Below are 22,368 nucleotides of genomic sequence, written 5' to 3'. Positions count from 1 at the left end.
TTCCCAAGCAATGGTTCTCCGCAATACCTTATGGCTTCCGGCCCGGCCGAAAAAGCGCGAAGAAGCCGAAGGAGCGTTCCCGTGGCAGACCGCACAGCCCCGCTGAGCGTCGAGGAGCTGCACGCCCTCGTCGCGAGCGGTGAGATCGACACCGTCGTCCTGGCCTTCCCCGACATGCAGGGACGACTCCAGGGCAAGCGGTTCGCCGCCCGCTTCTTCCTCGACGAGGTACTCCACCACGGCACAGAGGGCTGCAACTACCTCCTGGCCGTCGACACCGAGATGAACACCGTCGACGGCTACGCGATGTCGTCGTGGGACCGGGGGTACGGCGACTTCGCCATGCACCCGGATCTCGGCACCCTCCGCCGCGTTCCCTGGAACGCCGGCACCGCCATGCTCATCGCCGACCTCGCCTGGGAGGACGGCTCCCCGGTCGTCGCCGCGCCCCGGCAGATCCTCCGCCGCCAGCTGGAGCGGCTCGCCGAGCACGGGTACACCGCCCAGGTCGGCACCGAGCTGGAGTTCATCGTCTTCAAGGACACCTACGAACAGGCCTGGGACGCGGGCTACCGGGGGCTCACGCCGGCCAACCAGTACAACATCGACTACTCGGTGCTGGGGACCGGCCGGATCGAGCCGCTGCTCCGCCGCATCCGCAACGAGATGGCGGGCGCCGGGCTGACCGTCGAGTCCGCCAAGGGCGAGTGCAACCCCGGGCAGCACGAGATCGCCTTCCGCTACGACGACGCCCTGGTCACCTGCGACCAGCACGCCATCTACAAGACCGGCACCAAGGAGATCGCCGCCCAGGAGGGCGTCTCGATCACCTTCATGGCCAAGTACAACGAGCGCGAGGGCAACTCCTGCCACATCCACCTCTCCCTCGCGGACGCCGCCGGCAACAACGCCATGGCCGCGAACGGCGGCATGTCGGAGGTCATGCGGCACTTCCTCGCCGGGCAGCTGGCCGCGCTCAGGGACTTCTCGCTCCTCTACGCGCCCAACATCAACTCGTACAAACGCTTCCAGCCCGGCTCCTTCGCCCCGACAGCCGTCGCCTGGGGCCACGACAACCGCACCTGCGCGCTGCGGGTCGTCGGCCACGGCCGCTCGATGCGCTTCGAGAACCGGCTGCCGGGCGGTGACGTCAACCCACACCTGGCCGTCGCGGGCCTCGTCGCGGCCGGGCTGTACGGCATCGAGCAGAAGCTGGAGCTGCCCGAGGCCTGCCCGGGCAACGCCTACACCGCCGAGTACGAGCACGTCCCCACCACCCTCCGCGAGGCCGCCGAGCTCTGGGAGAACAGCCCCATCGCCAAGGCCGCCTTCGGCGACGAGGTCGTCGCGCACTACCGCAACATGGCGCGCGTCGAGCTGGACGCCTTCGACGCCGCGGTGACCGACTGGGAGCTCCGCCGCTCCTTCGAACGTCTGTGAAAGGTCCTTCCTTGTCGCACGAGTACGAGCAAGAGCTCACGATCCTCAATCCGGCGACGGAGGAGGTCGTGGCGACCGTGCCGGCCGCCACCGCGGCCGACGTGGACGCGGCGGTCGCCCGTGCCGCAACGGCACAGGCCAGGTGGGCCGGACTCGCGCCCGCGGACCGGGCCAGGCTGCTGCGCCGGTTCGCCGACGCGGTGGACCAACACGTCGAGGAGCTCGCCCGGTTGGAGGTGCGGGAGGCCGGTCACCTGCTCGGCAACGCCCGCTGGGAGGCCGGCAACGTCCGTGACCTGCTGGCCTACGCGGCCGGGGGAGTGGAGCGGCTGAACGGCCGTCAGATCCCGGTCCCCGGCGGCCTGGACGTCACCATCCTCGAACCGCTCGGCGTCGTCGGGGTCATCGCGCCCTGGAACTTCCCCATGCCCATCGCGGCCTGGGGCACCGCCCCCGCGCTCGCCGCCGGCAACGCGGTGATCCTCAAGCCCGCCGAGACCACCCCGCTGACCGCCCTGCGGCTCGCCGGACTCGCCCTGGAGGCAGGCCTGCCCGAGGGGCTGTTCCAGGTGCTGCCCGGCCATGGCCCGGTCACCGGCAACGCCCTGGTCGAACACCCCGGCGTCGCCAAGATCGTGTTCACCGGGTCCACCCGCACCGGCCGCGCCGTCATGGAGCAGTGCGCCCGCCAGGTCAAGCAGGTCACCCTCGAACTCGGCGGCAAGAGCCCCAACATCGTCTTCGCCGACGCGGACCTCGCCACCGCCCTCGACCCCTTCTCCTTCCTCGACAACTCCGGCCAGGACTGCTGCGCCCGCACCCGCATCCTCGTCCAGGAGTCCGTCTACGACGAGGCGCGCGAACTGCTCGCCGACGCGCTGAAGGCCGTCGTCGTCGGCGACCCGGCCGAGGAGAAGACCCAGATGGGGCCGCTGATCTCCCGTCAGCAACTGGAGCGGGTCAGGGCGTTGGCGCCGGAGGGCATCCCCGGCCTGCGCGGCAGCGCCCCCGACGGGCCCGGCTTCTGGTTCGCGCCGACCGTGCTCACCGGCGCGGCGCACGACTCCGAGGCCGCCCGCGAGGAGATCTTCGGCCCGGTCGCCGTCCTGCTGCCCTTCACCGACGAGGCGGACGCCATCCGCCTCGCCAACGACACCCCGTACGGCCTCTCCGGCTCCATCTGGACCCGCGACGTGGGCCGCGCCCTGCGGATGTCGAGCGCCGTCCGGGCCGGCAACCTGTCCGTCAACTCCCACTCCAGCGTCCGCTACTGGACCCCCTTCGGCGGCTACAAGCAGTCCGGACTCGGCCGTGAACTCGGCCCGGACGCCCTCACCGCCTTCACCGAAACCAAGAACGTCTTCATCAGCACGGAGGGCCCCGCACAGTGACCTCATCCACCGAGGAAATCGTCTGCCGTCGTCTCGTCGGCCGCACCGCCGTCATCACCGGCGCCGGCAGCGGCATCGGCCTCGCCACCGCACGCCGGCTCGCCTCCGAGGGCGCCCACGTCGTCTGCGCCGACGTCGACGAGGCCCGCGGCAAGGCCGCCGCGGACGAGGTCGGCGGCCTCTTCGTGAAGGTCGACGTCACCGACGCCGAGCAGGTCGAGGCGCTGTTCAAGACGGCGTACGACACCTACGGCAGCGTCGACATCGCCTTCAACAACGCGGGCATCTCCCCGCCCGACGACGACTCCATCCTGGAGACCGGCCTCGAGGCCTGGAAGCGCGTCCAGGAGGTCAACCTCACCTCCGTCTACCTGTGCTGCAAGGCGGCCATCCCCTACATGCGGCAGCAGGGCAAGGGCTCCATCATCAACACGGCGTCGTTCGTGGCACGGATGGGCGCGGCCACCTCGCAGATCTCGTACACCGCCTCCAAGGGCGGCGTCCTCGCCATGTCCCGTGAACTGGGCGTGCAGTTCGCGCGCGAGGGCATCCGCGTGAACGCGCTCTGCCCGGGCCCGGTCAACACCCCGCTGCTCCAGGAGCTGTTCGCCAAGGACCCCGAGCGGGCCGCCCGCCGCCTCGTCCACATCCCCCTGGGCCGGTTCGCCGAGGCCGAGGAGATCGCCGCCGCCGTCGCCTTCCTGGCCAGCGACGACTCCTCCTTCGTCAACGCCAGCGACTTCCTCGTCGACGGCGGAATCTCGGGGGCATACGTCACACCGCTGTAGGCCTCGCCTTACAGTGCCGGGATGAGCATGACGCCCCCGCCCGGCTGGTACCGCGACCCCCACGCCCCGCACCTGGAGCGCTGGTGGGACGGCACCGCCTGGACCGAGCACCGGCGCGAGCCCGCACTCCCGGGCCCGCCGGCGCCCGTTCCCGCCGAGGGCGCCTCGGGGCGGGCCAAGGCGATCGCCCTCACGACCGCCGGGGTCGTGCTGGTCGCCGCGATCGTCACGGGCGCGTTCGTCCTGCGCGAGGACGACGGCGGGGACACCGGCGCCGACGTGGCCGTCACCGAGTCCGTCACCCCCACCTACGCGCCCACCACCGAGACACCCTCGGAGTCGGCGAGCGAGCCCTCCGCCGACGACCCGGCCGTCGTCGAGGACCAGCTCAACGGCATCACCGTGCCGCTCCTCGACGGCTGGGTGCGCCCCCAGTACGTGGTCGACGACGACATCCTCATGACCACCGACGGCACCTACGACTGCCCCGGCGACCCCGGCACCTGCCGGCACGGCCTCGTCATCTCCCGCACGGTCACCGACAACGACGAGACCTCCCCCGAGGCCCTCGCCAAGGCCGACATCTCCGAGGCCGCCGACGCCGCCTACGACCGCGACCTCGTCGGCAAACGGCCCTTCGGCGGCATCGAGTCCCACGAGGTGGTGAAGTCGGGGCCGGTCGCGGTGGCGGGCCGCGCCGGGTATTTCGTGCGCTGGCGCGTCAAAACCGCCGAGGGGCCCGGCGGTTACGTGCAGTCCCTCGCCTTCCAGTCCAGCGTCGGCACCGAGTCGCCGGTCATCGTGCGCTATGTCTTCGACGCGGGCGAGGACGGGCCGCCGCTGGCCGACATGGACCGGATCACCAAGGGCATCCGGTCCATGGCCGACGACGGGGGCGGCGGGGTGGGCAGCAGCATCGGCCCCACCGACTGAGGACCCTGTGCGGCCTACAGGAACGTGTGGCCTTCCCCGCGATACGTCGGGACGGTCGCCGTCACCGCGTCCCCCTCCACGAGATGCAGCGTGTCGAACCGCTCGCACAGCTCACCGGCCTTGGCGTGCCGGAACCACACCTTGTCGCCGATGAGGAGATCGTCGGCGGGAGAGCCCAGCAGCGGCGTCTGCACCTCGCCGGGACCCTCCTGAGGGTCGTACTTCAGCCCCTCGGGGAGATAGGGCACGGGCAGCCGGTCGCGTCCGGGCGCACCGGAGGCGGGGTAGCCACCGCCGAGGACCGTGACGACCCCGACCCCCGGCCGCCGTACGACGGGCTGGGCGAAGAGCGCGGCCGGACGCCCGCTGAACGACGTGTAGTTGTCGAACAGCCGCGGGACGTACAGCCCGGACCCGGCGCCGATCTCGGTGACCGCGTCCTCCGCGGCGGTGGTCTGCACACTGCCCGTACCACCGCCGTTGACGAACTCCAGGTCCGGCACGACCGCCCGCAGCGCACGCACCACCGCGGCCCGCCGCTCGGCGAGTTCACGGCGCGCGGTGGCCTGCATCAGCCGCACGGCACGCGAGCGGAACGGCCGCCCGGCGACGGAGTCGCCCACCCCGGCGATATGACCCTCGTACGCCATGATCCCGACGACCTTGAACCCCGGCCGCCGGGCCACCGCTCGTGCCAGCTCGGCGACTTGGGCGGGGGAGTGCAGCGGGGAGCGGAGCGCGCCGACGCGCACCCGGCCGCCGAGGAGCTTCAGCGAGGTGTCCAACTCCAGGCAGACCCGGACGACTTCACGTCCGCCGTCCCGGGAGCGGTCGATGAGATCCAGCTGGGCGACGTCGTCGACCATCACGGCGACGGCGGAGGCGAGCTTGGGATCGGAGGTCAGCTCGGCGTAACCGGCGCTGTCCACGGACGGGTAGGCGAGCAGCACGTCGTCGAACCCGGAGCGGGCCAGCCACAGCGACTCGGCGAGGGTGAAGGACATGATCCCCGCGAAGCCGTCCTTGGCGAGCACGCGTTCGAGCAGCGCCCGGCACCGCACGGACTTGCTGGCGACCCGGATCGGCTTCCCGCCCGCCCGGCGGACGAGATCGTCCGCGTTGGCGTCGAAGGCATCGAGATCCACGATCGCGAGAGGGGCGTCGAGGTGGGCGGTGGCCCGGTCGTAACGGGCCCGGTCGGCGGCGCGCGCAGTCATGAACGAAGCCTGCCAGACAGGATTACCGCAGGGTAGGGGGACGTTCCGGGCAGATGCCCCTGGCTCGTGGACTGGTTCCCGTTCGCCCAGGGACAAGCCGTAGAGTGACGCGCACGTACGAAGGGTGCGCCGGGATGCCGGGCCGTCCGCGCGGGTATGCGTGCCCGGGGACGGAGAACGGCACGGAACTCCACACGGGTCCGGACACCCACGCCCGCGTACGACGACAGGCCCGGGCACGAGGGAAACGGGGGGCGCATGAGCACGGAAGCGCAACACGCCTCCATCCCCCCACGCCCCACAGCCCCACCCCGCCCCACGGAGCCCCCGACGCCACCCGCTTCCCGCCCCGACGACACCACCCCACCCCGCCCGACCACCCCACCGAAGCCACCACGACAGGCGGACCACCCGGAGCGGTCTGAGGCCGAGGGGGCGGAGTGGTCTGAGCGGCCCCAGGGGCAAGGAGCCCGTGCGGAGCGGTCCGCGGACGGCGGTGGTGTTGCCGGAGACGGTCGGGCGGGTTCGCGTGGGTCCTCGGGCGATGCCGGCCCGGATACCTCGCCCCGGTTCCCGAGCCTGCGTGCGCGTTCCGCCGACGGTGCCTCGGTCTCCCGTACGACCCCGCCCCCGCCTCGCGCCTCGGCCCGTTTCCCCGATGCCCCGCCGACCCAGGGCGCGGGCTCCGGCGGTGCCGGAACCGCCGTACCGCCGCGGCCGGCGCACCGGCCCCCGACGTCACCGCGACGCGACGGCGCACCCCCCGAGTCCGCCTCGGAGACGACGTTCCGGCTGCGTCCGGTCCCCGCGGACCGCGGGCCCGAACGGCAGGACGCCCAGCGCGGCCCGACCGTACCCACGCCATCTGCCCCCGGTGCCGCGGCGGCAGATCCGGCCACGCCCACGCCCATGCCCTCTGCCTCCGGTGCTGCGGAAGCCGGCCGGGCCACACCTTTGCCCTCCGGCGCCACGGCGGCACGTCCGTCCGCACCCATGCCCCCCGCCCCCGCCCCCGGCGCCGCAGCGGCACGTCCAGCCGTACCTGAGCCGTCCGCCTCTGCCTCCACGACGGCCCCCCTCCACCCAGACCCCGCCCTCTCCTGGAGCGCCCCCACCCCCGGCGGCACTCTCGGAACCGGGCGGCCCGTCGTGTCGTTCGGGGAGCCTGAGGGGTATGACGAGGGTGCTCGGCCGCGGCCGTTGGCGGGGCGGGCCGGGGCTCGTACCGCTGCCGTGGCCGTCTGTCTCGTGCTCGGGCTCGGGCTCATCGGCGGTGCGGTGACCGGGAGTTGGCTGGTCGGGGACTCGGCCGCGGCGGGGGAGAAGGACTCCTTCACCGCCGCCGAGAGCCTGTGGCACAGCGTCCCCGTCGACCAGCTCTTCCCGCCCACCGTGCAGGGCCAGGGCGCCGGCCCCGGCGGAGCCGACCGCACCTGGACGCGGATCGCCGTCGCCCCGGACAGCGGCTGCAAGGACGCCTTCGACCCACTGCTGGAGAAGGCCCTCGCCCCCGTCGGCTGCCGCCGCCTCCTGCGCGCCACCTACACCGACGCCACCCAGAGCTACGTCACCACCGTCGGCCTCCTCTTCACCAAGGCCGACGCGGCCGGCATGACGGCCCTCGACGCCCGCTTCACCAAGGAGCACCTCGGCGACCGGGCCGACCTGATGCCCCGGCCGTACCCCGCCGAGGAGACGGCCGCCGCCGACTTCGGTGCCAAACAGCGCGCCTCCTGGGCGATCTCCGTCCTCACCGACGCCCCGGTCGTCGTCTACGCCGTCTCCGGCTGGGCCGACGGCCGTACCGTCGACGAGCCCCAGTCCGCCGCGGCCGCCATGCAGTCCGGCGCCACCACCCCCGTCGCCCAGGCCGGCCTCGGCCACGAGGCACAGGGCCTCGCCGACCGCATCGAACGCGGCCTGCGCAGAACCGTCGACACCCCGGCCACGGCGGGGACGGGAAAGACCTCATGAGCGCCGCCACCCACACCCGCCGGGCCGGCATCGTCAGCGCCCTCCTCGCCGCTTCCCTCGCCCTCGTCCCGTCCACCGCCGCGCACGCCGACGGCATACGCGCCAAGCAGTGGGCCCTCGAAGCGATGCACACCCAGGAGGCCTGGCAGACCACCAAGGGCAAGGGCGTCACCGTCGCCGTCCTCGACACCGGCGTCGAGGAGGACCACCCCGACCTCGTCGGCAACGTCCTCGACGGCAAGGACATGGTCGGCTTCGGCGCCGGCCGCGGCGACCGCGCCTGGGCCCGCCACGGCACCGCGATGGCCGGCATCATCGCCGGCCACGGACACGGGTACGCCAACGGCGACGGCGTCATGGGCATCGCCCCCGAGGCCAAGATCCTCCCCGTCCGCGTCATCCTGGAGGACGGCGACTCCTCCCGCGGCAAGGCCCGCAACACCCGCGGCAACGCCCTCGCCGAAGGCATCCGCTGGGCCGCCGACCACGGCGCCGACGTCATCAACCTCTCCCTGGGCGACGACTCCAAGTCCGCCCACCCCGAACCCGCCGAGGACGAGGCCGTCCAGTACGCCCTGAAGAAGGGCGTCACCGTCGTCGCCTCCGCCGGTAACGGCGGCGAGAAGGGCGACCACATCTCCTACCCGGCCGCCTACCCGGGCGTCATCGCCGCGACCGCCGTCGACCGCTACGGCACCCGCGCCTCCTTCTCCACCCGCCGCTGGTACGCCACGGTTGCCGCCCCCGGCGACGACGTCGTCATCGCGGACCCGGACCACAAGTACTACGAGGGCTGGGGTACGAGCGCCGCGGCGGCCTTCGTCTCCGGCGCCGTCGCCCTGGTCAAGGCGGCCCACCCGGACCTGACCCCGGCGCAGATCAAGAAGCTCCTGGAGGACACGGCCCGGGACGCCCCGGTCGGCGGCCGCGACGACTCCCGCGGCTACGGCTTCGTCGACCCCGCCGCCGCCCTCAAGGCCGCCGACCGCCTGGACCCACAGGGCCTGAAGTCCGCGGCGTACGGCGAGCATTACTTCGGCTCGGGCCCCGACGCCCCCAAGACGGAAGACGACACGGCCGACTGGGCAGCCCCCCTCGCGGGCAGCGTAGGAGGCGTCCTACTGGTCGCCGCGGTGGTGCTATGGCGGGGCCGCAGGGAACGGTACGAACAATTCTGACGGCGCGGGCAACCCCCTAGGGGCGCGGGGAACTGCGCGACCAGCCACAACGCAGCCGCACCCCGCCGACGACCCGACGAGGCACTCTCAACCCGCAAAAACCGACACCGCAGCCCGCGCCGCAGACTCCACCAACGAGATCCCCTTCTCCTTCGTCGCGTTGCCGTTAGACAGCGCGACGACGAGATAGTCGCCCCCGTCCGAAGCCGTCACCCGCCCGATGCTGTTGATGTCCCACAACCCCGTCGCACTACGCGGCAACCACCCGTTCTTCAGCGCCCAAGAGGACCCGTCAGCCGCAGCCGACACCCCCCAGTGCTGGTCGGTGGCTATCTCCCCCATCAGCCCCTGGAGATACTCCTGCGAGGCCGAGCTCAACTTCGAGTCGTCCCCGAACACCTGCTGAAGCAGGGCGAGTTGATCGGCGGCCGTGGTCTGCGTCAGCCCCCACAGCATGCCGTCACCACCCTCCGTGTCCGTGAGCCCGAAGCGCTCGTTCGCCGCGTCGAGCCCCGCCGCCTTGCCGATGATCCGCCACAGCGCCGACGCGGAGGCGTTGTCGCTGTTCTCGATCATCGCGGTGGCGTACGACTTCTCCGCCGCCGTGAGATGACGGTCCTCGTCCTGCGCCTGGAGCAGCAGCGTCGCCAGGATGTCGACCTTGACGATGCTCGCCGTGTCGAAGGCGGCGTCCCCGTACGTGGCGCTGTCGCCGGAGTCCAGGTCGAGCACGGCCACCGACACGTCCGCGTCTTCCGGCACGGTCACCGCGCCCATCGCGTCGGCGAGCAGGGCGTCGTAGTCCACCGCGGGCACCGCCACCGGCTCCACCGAAGCCTCCTCGCTCGACACACTCGGCGACGCCGCCGACGATACGGCCCGGGCGCCGGAGTGCGCCTGCGCCTTCACGTACACGGTGCCGGCCGCCGTGGCGCCGACCACCGCCACGGAGGCGAGGGCGGTGTACATGAGGGGGCGGCGCCGGGACGGGCGGGCGCGGCGGCTCCGGCGGGCTCTGGAGGACTCCATGCCCGTGATGCTCCGGCCGCCGTCTGTGCGGACCGTTAGACGGACGTTAGATGTGTGTCAGGGAAATCTGAGATTCCGGTGAGGGCGGTCACGCCCGGGTTTCCGGGCCCGCACAAGGCCAGCAGCATCCCCCCTATAGGGTCGGGGACCGTGGCGAACAAGAACATTCCCGACCCCGGCTTCTCCGACGACGACGGCTCCGCCGACCCCCGGCTGAGCGCGGCGCTCGCCGGCTGGGCCGAGGACCGCACCGCCGTGGGACCCGTCCTGGAGGCGCTCAAGGGCGCCCGGCTGCTCGTCCCGGTCGTGGCCGTCCTCGGCGAGGTCGAGGAGGACGAGAACGGACTGCGCCGCGAGAAGACCAGCGACATGGCCGTGCCGACCCTCAAGGCCGGCCCCCGGACCGCCCTGCCGGCCTTCACCTCCACCGATTCGCTCGCCCGCTGGGACCCGGCGGCCCGCCCCGTCGCCGTACCCCTGCACCAGGCGCTCCAGGCCGCCGCGCACGAGAAGGCGGACACCGTCCTGCTGGACATGGCCGGTCCTGTGCCGTTCGAACTGACGGGCCCGGCGCTGCTCGCCCTCGCCGAGGGCCGTACGACGGCCGACCCGCTCGCCGATCCGGCGGTCCTCACGGCGGTACGGGAAGCGGTGGCCGCCGAGCCCGCCGTACTGCGTGCCCATCTCGGGCCCGGGCAGGCCGACGGCACCCTGGCCCTCGTGCTCGACCCGGCGGCGCCCCCCGCCGAGGCCGCTCGGGCGGTCGCCGAGCGGATCGCCGCCGACGAAACACTGAGGGCCCGCCTGGTGCGCGGCCTCGACCTGGCACTGCTGCCGGCCACGGCCACGCCTCCGGGCGAGCCCCTTTACGTACGCGGGTGAACTAGCCGTAGATCGGGCCGGTGTACTTCTCGCCCGGGCCCTGGCCCGGCTCGTCCGGGACGATCGACGCCTCGCGGAACGCCAGCTGGAGGGACTTCAGGCCGTCGCGGAGCGGGGCGGCGTGGAAGGAGCTGATCTCGGTCGCGCTGCCGTCGAGGAGTCCGGCGAGGGCGTGGATGAGCTTGCGGGCCTCGTCCAGGTCCTTGTACTTGTCGCCCTCCTCGGTCAGACCGAGCTTCACCGCGGCGGCGCTCATCAGGTTCACGGCGACCGTCACGATCACCTCGACGGCGGGGACCTCGGCGATGTCGCGGGTCATCTCGTCGAAGTCGGCGGACGCGGGGGAGCCGGTGGACTCAGGAGGGGTGTCACTCATGTCCCACACGATAGGGCCCGGTGCGTACCGCTCCGCACCGGCCCTGCTGCACATCGGTTCGCACCACCGTCGGGTTGCTGCTAACCTTGTGTGACGACCGGCTGGATACTCGCGTGTCCGGCCCACAAGTGGAGGCTCCGATCTCCCACCTGATCGCCCCCAGGGCGGCGGGTCACCCCGGTCAGGCGGCCGCCATCGTTCCGTACGGACGATGGAGTCGCCCGAAATCGCGCCCCGCGATCATCGTGGCGGTGCTCCGGTAGTGCTTTGGAGCCCCCTCATGTGATCGTCCGGGGCATTTTTTGTGCTTCGGTGCGGTTAGGTCCTACGAAAAGAGACGTACGCGGCTGTCCGCCAGACCGCCGTATGGTGCTACCGAGGAGGATCCATCAGCACCGAGCCCCGCATCAACGACCGGATTCGCGTTCCCGAGGTGCGACTTGTCGGTCCCAGTGGCGAGCAGGTCGGGATTGTCCCGCTTGCCAAGGCCCTGGAGCTTGCGCAGGAGTACGACCTCGACCTGGTCGAGGTGGCGGCGAACGCCCGCCCGCCGGTCTGCAAGCTCATGGACTACGGGAAGTTCAAGTACGAGTCGGCCATGAAGGCCCGTGAGGCGCGCAAGAACCAGGCGCACACGGTCATCAAGGAGATGAAGCTCCGGCCGAAGATCGACCCGCACGACTATGACACCAAGAAGGGTCACGTCGTCCGGTTCCTCAAGCAGGGCGACAAGGTCAAGATCACGATCATGTTCCGTGGTCGCGAGCAGTCCCGGCCGGAGCTCGGCTACCGACTGCTGCAGCGGCTCGCGGAGGACGTCCAGGACCTCGGCTTCGTGGAGTCGAACCCGAAGCAGGACGGCCGAAACATGATCATGGTTCTCGGTCCGCACAAGAAGAAGACCGAGGCCATGGCCGAGGCTCGCCAGGCGCAGGAAGCCCGCAAGGCCGACGCGAAGGCCAACCCCGGCAAGTCGCAGAACGCCGCGGAGACCCAGGTCGACGAGGCTCCTGAGGCCGCCGAGGTACAGACCGAGGCTCCGGCCGAGGCGTGATCCCAGGGACGCGAGTCCCCAGGACGTAACCGATACAAGAGCGACGCTCCACCCGTGCCCGGTTTCACGACCGGGCACCGGAGCGCCACCCAGAGGAGAGAACGGCGCTATGCCGAAGAACAAGTCGCACAGCGGTGCCAGCAAGCGCTTCAAGGTCACCGGCTCCGGCAAGGTGCTCCGTGAGCGCGCCGGCAAGCGCCACCTGCTCGAGCACAAGTCGTCCCGCGTGACGCGTCGCCTCACCGGCAACGCCGAGATGGCCCCGGGCGACGCCGCGAAGATCAAGAAGCTTCTCGGCAAGTGAGGTCGGGCGCGCAGCGCCTGATCCACCTCCAGACCGGGACCCAATCGATTTCCGGGCCGTGTGAGTCCAACCACGGCCCCGCTACAAGGAGTTAACAAGTGGCACGCGTCAAGCGGGCAGTCAACGCCCACAAGAAGCGCCGGGCGATCCTCGAGCAGGCCTCCGGCTACCGCGGTCAGCGTTCGCGCCTGTACCGCAAGGCCAAGGAGCAGGTCACCCACTCGCTGGTCTACAACTACAACGACCGCAAGAAGCGCAAGGGTGACTTCCGCCAGCTGTGGATCCAGCGCATCAACGCCGCTGCCCGCGCCAACGGCATCACGTACAACCGCTTCATCCAGGGTCTGAAGGCCGCGAACATCGAGGTCGACCGCAAGATCCTGGCCGAGCTGGCCGTCAACGACGCCACCGCGTTCGCCGCGCTGGTCGAGGTCGCGCAGAAGGCCCTCCCGGCCGACGTCAACGCCCCCAAGGCGGCCTGACGCAAGCGCTGGCTTCGAGCCGACGTGACATGAGGGACCCGCAGGCTTTCGGGCTTGCGGGTCCTGCTTGTTGTCCTTTCCGAAAGTGAGCCCCATGCCCTCCGCCAGCCCCGAGCTGATCTCCCCCCGTTCCCCCCGCGTCTCCGCCGCCCGGCGGCTCGGCAAGCGGAACTTCCGGGGCAAGGAGCGGCTGTTCCTGGCCGAGGGGCCGCAGGCCGTGCGGGAGGCCGCCGGGCACGGACTGGTCGAGCTGTTCGCCACCGTCGAGGCCGCGGAGCGGTACGCCGACATCATCGGCGAGGCCCGCTCGGTCGGCGCGCGCGTGCACCTCGCCTCCGAGGACGTCATCGCCGACATCTCCACCACCGTCACCCCGCAGGGGCTCGTCGGGGTCTGCCGGTTCCTGGACACCCCCTTCGAGGAGATCCTCGCGGCGAAGCCCAAGCTCGTCGCCGTCCTCGCCCACGTCCGCGACCCCGGCAACGCCGGCACCGTCCTGCGGTGCGCGGACGCCGCCGGAGCCGAGGCCGTCGTACTGACCGACGCCTCCGTCGATCTCTACAACCCCAAGGCTGTACGGGCCTCCGTGGGATCGCTCTTCCATCTGCCCGTCGCCGTCGGGGTGCCCGTCGAGGACGCGATCCAGGGGCTCAAGGACGCCGGCGTGCGGATTCTCGCCGCCGACGGGGCCGGGACCGATGACCTCGACGACGAGCTCGACAAGGGCACCATGGGCGGGCCGACCGCGTGGGTGTTCGGCAACGAGGCGTGGGGGCTCCCGGAGGAGACCCGCGCACTCGCGGACGCCGTGGTGCGCGTACCGATCCACGGAAAGGCCGAGAGCCTGAACCTCGCGACCGCCGCCGCCGTATGTCTCTACGCGTCGGCCCGTGCACAGCGCGCCTCCGGAGGGTGCCGCTCCGTCACCGCCAACTAGTAGGGTGACCAGCTCGGGGGCCCCTCAGCCGTCGTGAGAGGTGGGGTACGGGGATGAGTGTCGGGACGAGCGGGGCGCCGGGAGCACAGGCCGGTGAGGACGCCGCGCACGCCTGTGACCCCAACGATCTGCCCGACGGTCTCGTCGTCGCCGACGAGCAGGGACGCGTGATCTGCTTCAACACCGCCGCCGAACGCATCACCCGGGTCCCCGCCGCCGAGGCCCTCGGCCAGCGGCTGGAGAAGGCCCTGCCGTTAGAGGACCTGGAGGGGCGGCGCTGGTGGCAGCTGACCGACCCCTACGGCGGACTCGCCATCCGGACCCGGCAGCCCGAGCGCAACCTGCTGCTTCCCGGCGGCCGCGAGGTCCTCGTCTCCGCGCGCTACGTCCGTGGCGGACCCACCGGGCCCGTCCAGCGCGTCGTCGTCTGCCTCCGCGACACCGAGGCCCGGCGCCGCACCGAGCGCAGTCACGCCGAGCTGATCGCCACCGTCGCGCACGAGCTGCGCTCCCCGCTCACCTCCGTCAAGGGCTTCACGGCCACGCTCCTCGCCAAGTGGGAGCGGTTCACGGACGACCAGAAGCGGCTGATGCTGGAGACCGTCGACGCCGACGCCGACCGGGTCACCCGCCTCATCGCCGAGCTGCTGGACATCTCCCGGATCGACTCCGGACGCCTTGAGGTACGGCGCCAGCCCGTCGACATCGGGGCCGCCGTCGGGCGGCACATCCAGGCGTACGTCGCCGCCGGGCAGACCGCCGACCGGTTCCTGCTCCGCATCGAGCAGCCGCTGCCTCAGCTCTGGGCCGACCCCGACAAGATCGACCAGGTGCTCAGCAACCTGCTGGAAAATGCCGTGCGCCACGGCGAGGGAACCGTCACCATTGACGTCACGCCCGCCGCGTCCCCCCGGGAAGGGGAGGACACCGGCACATCGGTCACCGTCAGCGACGAGGGGCCCGGCATCCCGGAGGAGTCCATGAACCGCGTCTTCACCCGCTTCTGGCGGGGCAGCAAGCGCGGTGGCACGGGCCTCGGGCTCTACATCGTCAAGGGCATCGTCGAGGCCCACGGCGGCGCCATCACGGTCGGCCGCGCCCCCGGCGGCGGTGCCGAGTTCCGATTTACGTTGCCCGTGGCGGCCCCGGCCTATCTCACCTGAGAGCCGGAGAGCGCCCCACGGGCGCATTCGTACACCTCCACCCCGTTAGACTCGGCCTTTGGCACCTTTGTGTCCTGCACACGGCTGAGAGCGCCGGTCACGGGGACCATCCGCCAGCCAATCGGAAGCACGGGAAGAGATGTCGGCACCGAATAAGTCGTACGACCCTGTCGAGGTCGAGGCATTGAAGCCAGAAGAGATCGAGCGCATGCGGGACGAGGCGCTCGCCGCCTTCGCCGCCGCGGACTCCCTCGACGCGCTCCAGGAGGCCAAGGTCGCCCACACCGGCGGCACCTCGCCGCTGGCCCTCGCCAACCGCGAGATCGGCGCCCTGCCCCCGCACGCGAAGGCCGCCGCCGGAAAGCTCGTCGGCCAGGCCCGCGGCGCGGTGAACAAGGCGCTCGCCGGCCGCCAGGCCGAACTCGAGGCCGAGCGCGACGCGCGCGTACTGGTCGAGGAGTCGGTGGACGTCACGCTGCCGTACGACCGCGTACCGGCCGGCGCCCGCCACCCGCTCACCACCCTGTCGGAGCGCATCGAGGACGTCTTCGTGGCCATGGGCTACGAGGTCGCCGAGGGCCCGCAGGTCGAGGCCGAGTGGTTCAACTTCGACGCCCTGAACATCGGCCCGGACCACCCGGCCCGCGGCGAGGCCGACACGTTCTTCGTGCAGGGCCCCGAGGGCGGCACCGAGTCCGGCGTCGTCCTGCGCACCCACACCTCGCCCGTGCAGATCCGCTCGCTGCTGAGCCGTGAGCTGCCGGTGTACGTGATCTGCCCCGGCGTCGTGTACCGCACCGACGAGCTGGACGCGACCCACACCCCGGTCTTCCGCCAGGTCGAGCTGCTGGCCGTCGACGAGGGCCTCACCATGGCCGACCTCAAGGGCACCATGGACCACATGGTCCAGGCCCTGTTCGGCGAGGGCATGAAGACCCGGCTGCGCCCGAACTTCTTCCCCTTCACCGAGCCGTCCGCCGAGATGGACATGGTGTGCTACGTCTGCCGCGGCGAGTCCGTCGGTAACCCCGACCGCCCCTGCCGCACCTGCTCCTCCGAGGGCTGGATCGAGCTCGGCGGCTGCGGCATGGTCAACCCGAAGGTCCTGACGGCCTGCGGTGTGGACCCCGAGAAGTACAGCGGATTCGCCTTCGGGTTCGGCATCGAACGGATGCTGATGTTCCGCCACAACGTCGAAGACATGCGAGACATGGTCGAGGGTGACGTCCGGTTCACCCGGCCGTTCGGGATGGAGATCTGATGCGGGTCCCGCTTTCTTGGCTGCGGGAGTACGTCGACCTGCCGGCGACGGAGACCGGGCGTGACGTCCAGGCCAAGCTCATTTCGGCAGGCCTCGAGGTGGAGACCGTCGAGCAGCTCGGCGACGGCCTCAAGGGCCCCCTGGTCGTCGGCCAGGTGCTGACCATCGAGGAGCTGGAGGGCTTCAAGAAGCCGATCCGGTTCTGCACGGTCGACGTCGGCACCGCCAACGGCACCGGTGAGCCCCAGGAGATCGTCTGCGGCGCCCGCAACTTCGCCGTCGGCGACAAGGTCGTCGTCGTGCTCCCCGGCGCGGAGCTGCCCGGCGGTTTCGCCATCTCCGCCCGCAAGACCTACGGCAAGACGTCCCACGGCATGATCTGCTCCAGCGACGAGCTGGGCATGGGCGACGACGGCACCAAGGGCATCATCGTGCTGCCGCCGGAGACCGAGGTCGGCAAGGACGCCATCGAACTGCTTGAGCTGGTCGACGAGGTCCTGGACATCGCCGTCACCGCCAACCGCGGCGACTGCCTGTCCATCCGCGGCGTCGCCCGTGAGACCGCCATCGCCTACGGCCTGCCGCTGCGCGACCCGGCCCTCCTCGACGTCCCGGGCCCCAACGCCTACGGCTACCCGGTCCAGGTCTCCGAGCCCTACGGCTGCGACCGCTTCACGGCCCGTACGGTCGGCGGCCTCAGCCCCGAGGCCCGCTCCCCGATCTGGCTGAAGCGCCGGCTCCAGAAGGTCGGCATGCGCCCGATCTCGCTCGCCGTCGACATCACCAACTACGTGATGATGGAGCTCGGCCAGCCGCTGCACGCCTACGACCGCAAGCTGGTCCAGGGCACCATCGGCGTCCGCCGGGCCGCCGAGGGCGAGCAGATCGTCACCCTCGACGGCGTCACGCGGAAGCTGCACGCCGAGGACCTGGTCATCACCGACGACCGCGGCCCGATCGGCCTCGCCGGCGTGATGGGCGGCGCCAACACGGAGATCGCCGACCACGAGGAGGGCGAGGGCACCACCGACGTCGTCGTCGAGGCCGCGCACTTCGACGCGGTGTCGATCGCGCGCACCGCCCGTCGCCACAAGCTGTCCTCGGAGGCGTCCCGCCGCTTCGAGCGCGGTGTCGACCCGGCGGCCGCCGCCGCGGCGGCCCAGCGCACGGTCGACCTCCTCGTCCTCCTCGCGGGCGGCACCGCCGACGCCGGCGTCACCGAGATCGCCGCGCCGTCCGCGCCGCACACCATCGCCGTCCCGGCCGACCACCCGGACAAGGTGGCGGGCGTGGACTACGGCCGTGAGATTGTCGTACGCCGTCTCCAGCAGGTCGGCTGTGACGTGTACGGGCAGGACGAGCTCATCGTCACCGTCCCGTCCTGGCGTCCCGACCTCACCGAGGTCAACGACCTCGCCGAAGAGGTCATCCGCCTGGAGGGCTACGAGAACCTGCCCTCCACGCTGCCCAAGCCCCCGTCGGGCCGCGGCCTCACCCACCGGCAGCGGCTGCACCGCCGCGTCGGCCGGGCACTGGCCGGTGCCGGGTACGTCGAGGCGCCGAACTACCCCTTCATCGGCGAGCAGGTCTTCGACCAGCTCCTCCTGGAGGCCGACGACCCGGCCCGCCGCGTCGTCAAGCTCACCAACCCGCTCAACGACGAGGAGCCCGCGCTCCGTACGACGCTGCTGCCGGGCCTGCTGGGCGCGCTGCGGCGCAACGACGGCCGGGGCTCGCACGACCTCGCCCTCTTCGAGACGGGGCTGGTGTTCCTGCCGCGCGAGGAGCAGAAGGTCGCCGCCGCGCTGCCGGTGGACCGGCGTCCCACCGACGAGGAGATCGCCGACCTCAACGCCGCGCTGCCCGAGCAGCCGCGCCATGTCGCCGCGGTCCTCGCCGGGGCGCGCGAGCAGGCCGGCTGGTGGGGCAAGGGCCGTCCGGCCGACTATGCCGACGCCATCGAGGCGGCGCGGGCGGTCGCCCGTGAGGCCGGGGTCGAACTGCTCGTCCGCGGCGGTCAGTACGGGCCGTGGCATCCGGGTCGGTGCGCCGAGCTCGTGGTCGTGGCGGACGGGGCCGAGAAGGTCGTCGGTCACGCCGGTGAGCTGCACCCGCGCGTGGTGAAGGCCTTCGGCCTGCCCGTCCGTACCTGTGCGATGGAGCTGGACCTGGACGCGCTGGAGGCCGTCGGCGACGACACGCCGCAGGCGCCGGGCATCTCCACGTTCCCTGTCGCTACGCAGGATGTGGCGCTGGTCGTGGACAAGTTCGTACCGCACGCGGACGTCGAGGCGGCGCTGCGGGAGGGCGCCGGTGAACTGCTGGAGGGCATCCGGCTGTTCGACGTCTACGAGAACGCGGAGCAGCTGGGTGACGGGAAGAAGTCACTGGCGTATGCGCTGCGGTTCCGCTCCGCGGACCGGACGCTGACGGTTGATGAGGCGTCGGCTGCGCGGGATGCGGCTGTTGCGCTGGCGGGGGAGCGGACCGGAGCCGTCCTGCGCGGTTGAGGAATCCGTTACCTCACTCGTTTGAGTGAGAACTCCCAGTGATCTGGTCCATCCGGGCCATGGCTCGACAGAATCGGACCGGCCTTTCGGGGTCGGTCCGATTCTGCTGTCTGGGCCTATATGGGGGGCCATCGGCATGATCCGTATCAGGGGTCGGGTTCCCCGCAAGGTGCTCGCGCTGGGGCTGCCCACGGCCTGGGGTGCCGTGGCGATCTCGTACAAGATGACGTGCCCGCTCGCCCAGCAGACCGGGTTCGAGGCGCGGCTCGCCACCAGCGCCGTCTTCTTCGCCGTCGGCACCGGGCTGATACTCCACGTCCGCAAGGCGCTGCTGCGTGAGCTGCGGCAGATCCGGCAGGTCGCCGGCGTCGCGCAGAGCGCGCTGCTGCGGCCGCTGCCCCCGCGGATCGACGGGCTGAACGTCGCCGCCGCCCAGCTGTCGGCGGACCGCGGGGCATCCGTCGGCGGCGATCTCTACGAGGTCATCGCCACCGAGCACGGGGTGCGCGCGGTCATGGGCGATGTACGGGGCCATGGCCTCGCGGCCATCAGCACGGCCGCCGCCGTCCTGGGCAGCTTCCGCGAGGCCGTGCACGACGAGCCCGAACTCGGCTGTGTCCTACGGCGGCTGGAGCGGGCCCACGCCCGGCATCTGCGCGAGCGGGCCCGCGCCGAGCATCCGTCCAGTGGGGCGGAGCCGGAGAATCCGGTCGCCGAGGAGTTCGTCACCGTACTGCTCCTGGAGATCCGTCAGGACGGCGCGCTGTACGCACTGAACTGCGGCCACCCCTGGCCGTATCTCCTCAGCGGCCCCCGGGTGGACCCCCTCACCCGAGCGGATCCCCTCCCTCCGCTCGGGCCGTTTCCCTTGCCGTCCCACCTGCCGGCGATGCCCTGCGGCCACCTCCTCCCGGGCGAGACCCTCGTCCTCCACACAGACGGAGCCGAGGACGCAAGGGACACGAATGGCCGGTTCTTCTCCCTGAGGGCGGCCCTTGAGAAGGCTGCGGACCAGGTCCCCCAGGCTCTATTGGGCTCTGTTTTCACGGCGCTTCTACGACACACCACCGGAACCCCGAAGGACGACATCGCCTTACTGGTGCTACGAAACGACCGCCCACACAGACACCCCTCAGGGGCGCGGGGAATTGCGCGACCAGCCACATCGCACCCGCAGCCGACAACGCACCTTTAACCCCAACGGCGTTGAGTCGCACCGCCAAGCCAGCGCGGCGACGCCGTCCGCCCCGCCACGGAGTGTCGGGCAGGCAGCTGGGCGGACGGCGCGGAATCGGGCCGCCGCACTGTACGAGGGGGAGCCGGCGGCCCGGCCGGCCTCTTGCGAGGCATTTCAGTCAACCGGCTGGAAACTCTCCGCGACAGTGCGCGCACGCTGCGGATTCGAGCACTCCGTTCACACCCCGTGTGAACCCCGACCCACTACTCTGTCCGCACCGAGCCACCCGGGGGGCATATATGCAGCCCAATACTCTGCTCGACGCGATCCTGGACGAGGCGGGGATCTCGCACGCGGGGTTGGCCGCACACGTGAACCAGGCGGGACGGGCGCGCGGGCTCGCGCTCCGCTACGAACACACCGCCGTGGCACGCTGGTTGAAGGGGCAGCGCCCCCGCGGCCAGGTGCCCGACCTGATCTGCGAGGTGCTCGCGGGACGGCTGCACCGGACCGTCACCCTCGACGACATCGGGCTCGGCGTACCCGGCGAACCCTCCGCCCCGCACGGCACCTCGCTGTCCGGGTTCGTGGAGCGGGCCACCGCCCTGTGGCGCTCCGACGAGCAGCAGCGCCCGCACATCCTGGGCGCGCCCGCGGTCACCGGCACGCCCGCCGTCATGCCGGTGTGGGAGTGGGAGAACCCGCCCGAGGACGTCGACGTGTCGCGGGGCGGGCGGCATCGGGTGACCGTCGGCGACCTGGAGATGCTGCGGGCGGCCCGGACGCACTACGAGCAGATGTACCGCAAGGCGGGCGGCATAGCGACCCGTACCCGGATCGTCGGTTTCCTCAACGCCGAGGCGGCGCCGTTACTGCGCGGCAGCTACACCGACGCCACCGGCCGCCAACTGCACCGGGCCACGGGCGGGTTGGTGGCGATCGCGGGGATCTGCGCGTACGACTCCGACGCGCACGGTCTCGCGCAGCGGTACTTCCACCAGGCGCTGCGGCTGGCGAAGGCCAGCGGCGACCGGGGACTCGGCGCCTATGTGATCGCGCTGCTCGTCAACCAGGCGCTGTTCATGCGCGAGCACCGGCAGGCCGTCGCCTTCGCGGAGGCCGCGTTGCGCGCCGCCGGCAAGCACATCACCCCCGCCCTCGCCTCCGACCTGTACGCGATGCAGGCGAAGGCGTACGCACACCTCGGTGACGGTACGAGCGCGCTGTCCTGCATCCGGCGTGCCGAGCAGGCCGCCGAACGCATCCGGCGTGGATACGAACCCGACGAAACGGGCTATGTCCAACCGGGGTTGGTCAACGTCCAGGTGGCGGAGGCGCTGCTCAGCCTCGGCGAGCTGGTGGCCGCGGGCGAGCATGCCGCGGCGGCCGTGGACAACCCGGCCCATGACCGCGGCCGGGTGCACCGGCTGGCGATGCTCAGCACGATCGAGCTGCGCCGGGGCAACGCCGACAAGGCGGTGGCCACCGCGGTGCAGATGGCCGAACAGGCCCGCGGGATGGAGTCCCAGAGACTGCGCGACAGACTCCGGGCGGTGCGCGAACATCTGGTCCGCAGCGGCTGCGCGGGCACGGCCGAGGCAGCCGAACTCATCGACGGAGCACTGCGCGTACCGCTGTAGGCAGGTTCCTGAGCGCGGACACCCACAGTCCCTGCTGCGATATTGCCACTTACTCGACGGAAGGTGGCAGAACCGTGCAGTGGACGAAACAGAACGAACAAACTGTGTATGCGAACCGCTGGTTCACCGTCAACCTGGCAGATGTGGAACTGCCGGACGGGCGGCACCTGGATCACTTTCTGATACGGCTGCGGCCCGTCGCCGTGGCCACGGTGGTGAACGAGGCCAACGAGGTCCTGCTCCTGTGGCGCCACCGCTTCATCACCGACAGCTGGGGGTGGGAACTGGCCGCGGGCGTCGTCGAGGACGGCGAGGACATCGCGAGCGCGGCCGCCAGGGAACTCGAGGAAGAGACCGGCTGGCGGCCGGGCCCGCTGCACCATCTCATGAGCGTGGAACCGTCCAACGGGCTCACCGACGCCCGGCACCACATCTACTGGGCCGACGAGGGCGAGTACGTCGGACACCCCGTGGACGACTTCGAGTCGGACCGCCGGGAATGGGTCCCCCTCAAGCTCGTCCCCGACATGGTCGCCCGCGGCGAGGTCCCGGCCGCCAACATGGCGGCCGCCTTACTCCTGCTGCACCATCTCAGGCTCGGTCAGGACGTCTTGCCCTGATCCCCCACCACG

20 protein-coding genes are annotated in these 22,368 nt (G+C 71.5%); 17 read left to right on the top strand and 3 right to left on the bottom strand.

The window, feature by feature from the left end:
* The first annotated feature begins 81 nt into the window (after positions 1-81).
* From IQ210_RS30790 to IQ210_RS30775, 4 genes are read left to right on the top strand one after another with little or no spacing between them, the layout of a single operon-like run.
* Positions 82-1,440 (top strand): glutamine synthetase family protein, encoded by a 1,359-nt coding sequence (locus tag IQ210_RS30790; RefSeq protein ID WP_194082426.1) that lies wholly within the window; start codon positions 82-84, stop codon positions 1,438-1,440.
* Positions 1,441-1,451: 11 nt separating this feature from the next.
* Positions 1,452-2,831 (top strand): aldehyde dehydrogenase family protein, encoded by a 1,380-nt coding sequence (locus IQ210_RS30785; RefSeq protein ID WP_194082425.1) that lies wholly within the window; start codon positions 1,452-1,454, stop codon positions 2,829-2,831.
* Positions 2,828-3,619 (top strand): 3-oxoacyl-ACP reductase, encoded by a 792-nt coding sequence (locus tag IQ210_RS30780; RefSeq protein ID WP_194082424.1) that lies wholly within the window; start codon positions 2,828-2,830, stop codon positions 3,617-3,619. The genes IQ210_RS30785 and IQ210_RS30780 overlap by 4 nt, the downstream gene beginning before the upstream one ends.
* Before the next feature lie 27 nt (positions 3,620-3,646).
* Complete coding sequence (locus IQ210_RS30775) at positions 3,647-4,552, top strand: DUF2510 domain-containing protein (RefSeq protein WP_194082497.1); 906 nt, start codon at positions 3,647-3,649, stop codon at positions 4,550-4,552.
* 14 nt (positions 4,553-4,566) lie between these two features.
* Here the strand turns inward: IQ210_RS30775 and IQ210_RS30770 are convergent, their stop codons facing one another.
* Positions 4,567-5,769: an amino acid deaminase/aldolase gene (locus tag IQ210_RS30770; RefSeq protein ID WP_194082423.1), complete on the bottom strand. Its 1,203-nt coding sequence runs from the start codon at positions 5,767-5,769 to the stop codon at positions 4,567-4,569.
* A gap of 1,233 nt (positions 5,770-7,002) precedes the next feature.
* Here IQ210_RS30770 and IQ210_RS30765 point away from each other — a divergent pair.
* Both IQ210_RS30765 and mycP read left to right on the top strand, forming a co-directional pair.
* Positions 7,003-7,743, top strand: coding sequence for a hypothetical protein (locus tag IQ210_RS30765; protein WP_322657040.1), 741 nt, complete (start codon positions 7,003-7,005; stop codon positions 7,741-7,743).
* On the top strand, positions 7,740-8,921 hold the full coding sequence (mycP, locus tag IQ210_RS30760) for a type VII secretion-associated serine protease mycosin (RefSeq protein WP_194082421.1): 1,182 nt from the start codon (positions 7,740-7,742) through the stop codon (positions 8,919-8,921). The genes IQ210_RS30765 and mycP overlap by 4 nt, the downstream gene beginning before the upstream one ends.
* An 87-nt stretch (positions 8,922-9,008) precedes the next feature.
* Here mycP and IQ210_RS30755 read toward each other — a convergent pair whose 3' ends face one another.
* A complete protein-coding gene (locus IQ210_RS30755; protein ID WP_194082420.1) occupies positions 9,009-9,950 on the bottom strand; it encodes a serine hydrolase in 942 nt (313 codons plus the stop codon).
* A gap of 150 nt (positions 9,951-10,100) precedes the next feature.
* Here IQ210_RS30755 and IQ210_RS30750 point away from each other — a divergent pair, with 150 nt between their 5' ends.
* Positions 10,101-10,832: an SseB family protein gene (locus tag IQ210_RS30750; RefSeq protein ID WP_194082419.1), complete on the top strand. Its 732-nt coding sequence runs from the start codon at positions 10,101-10,103 to the stop codon at positions 10,830-10,832.
* Between the two features lies 1 nt (position 10,833).
* Here IQ210_RS30750 and IQ210_RS30745 read toward each other — a convergent pair whose 3' ends face one another.
* On the bottom strand, positions 10,834-11,208 hold the full coding sequence (locus IQ210_RS30745) for a DUF1844 domain-containing protein (protein WP_194082418.1): 375 nt from the start codon (positions 11,206-11,208) through the stop codon (positions 10,834-10,836).
* A 388-nt stretch (positions 11,209-11,596) separates the two neighbouring features.
* On the opposite strand from IQ210_RS30745, the gene infC reads away from it, so the two are divergent.
* The 10 genes from infC to IQ210_RS30695 all read left to right on the top strand — a co-directional run bounded on the left by infC (position 11,597) and on the right by IQ210_RS30695 (position 22,356).
* Complete coding sequence (gene infC / locus IQ210_RS30740; RefSeq protein WP_194082496.1) at positions 11,597-12,262, top strand: translation initiation factor IF-3; 666 nt, start codon at positions 11,597-11,599, stop codon at positions 12,260-12,262.
* A 109-nt stretch (positions 12,263-12,371) separates the two neighbouring features.
* On the top strand, positions 12,372-12,566 hold the full coding sequence (rpmI, locus tag IQ210_RS30735; RefSeq protein WP_004933563.1) for a 50S ribosomal protein L35: 195 nt from the start codon (positions 12,372-12,374) through the stop codon (positions 12,564-12,566).
* A 98-nt stretch (positions 12,567-12,664) separates the two neighbouring features.
* Entirely contained in the window at positions 12,665-13,048 is a 384-nt protein-coding gene (rplT, locus tag IQ210_RS30730; protein WP_033531708.1) for a 50S ribosomal protein L20, read from the top strand.
* A gap of 94 nt (positions 13,049-13,142) precedes the next feature.
* Positions 13,143-13,985 carry a TrmH family RNA methyltransferase gene (locus tag IQ210_RS30725; protein ID WP_194082417.1) on the top strand — a complete coding sequence of 281 codons (843 nt, stop codon included), beginning with the start codon at positions 13,143-13,145 and terminating at the stop codon, positions 13,983-13,985.
* Between the two features lie 53 nt (positions 13,986-14,038).
* Positions 14,039-15,148: a sensor histidine kinase gene (locus IQ210_RS30720; RefSeq protein WP_194082416.1), complete on the top strand. Its 1,110-nt coding sequence runs from the start codon at positions 14,039-14,041 to the stop codon at positions 15,146-15,148.
* A 139-nt stretch (positions 15,149-15,287) separates the two neighbouring features.
* Positions 15,288-16,409, top strand: coding sequence for a phenylalanine--tRNA ligase subunit alpha (gene pheS / locus IQ210_RS30715; protein ID WP_079309919.1), 1,122 nt, complete (start codon positions 15,288-15,290; stop codon positions 16,407-16,409).
* On the top strand, positions 16,409-18,919 hold the full coding sequence (pheT, locus tag IQ210_RS30710; protein ID WP_194082415.1) for a phenylalanine--tRNA ligase subunit beta: 2,511 nt from the start codon (positions 16,409-16,411) through the stop codon (positions 18,917-18,919). Before pheS ends, pheT begins: the two co-directional genes overlap by 1 nt.
* Before the next feature lie 136 nt (positions 18,920-19,055).
* Positions 19,056-20,114: a PP2C family protein-serine/threonine phosphatase gene (locus IQ210_RS30705; RefSeq protein ID WP_194082414.1), complete on the top strand. Its 1,059-nt coding sequence runs from the start codon at positions 19,056-19,058 to the stop codon at positions 20,112-20,114.
* A 281-nt stretch (positions 20,115-20,395) separates the two neighbouring features.
* Positions 20,396-21,736 (top strand): transcriptional regulator, encoded by a 1,341-nt coding sequence (locus IQ210_RS30700; RefSeq protein ID WP_194082413.1) that lies wholly within the window; start codon positions 20,396-20,398, stop codon positions 21,734-21,736.
* A 74-nt stretch (positions 21,737-21,810) separates the two neighbouring features.
* The gene (locus IQ210_RS30695) at positions 21,811-22,356 is read left to right on the top strand and encodes an NUDIX hydrolase (protein ID WP_194082412.1); all 546 of its coding nucleotides are present in this window, start codon (positions 21,811-21,813) and stop codon (positions 22,354-22,356) included.
* The last annotated feature ends 12 nt before the right edge of the window (positions 22,357-22,368 follow it).

It is taken from the genome of Streptomyces justiciae (assembly GCF_015163075.1).
Lineage (GTDB): Bacteria > Actinomycetota > Actinomycetes > Streptomycetales > Streptomycetaceae > Streptomyces > Streptomyces justiciae.
This window is presented reverse-complemented; position numbering and strand designations above follow the sequence as displayed.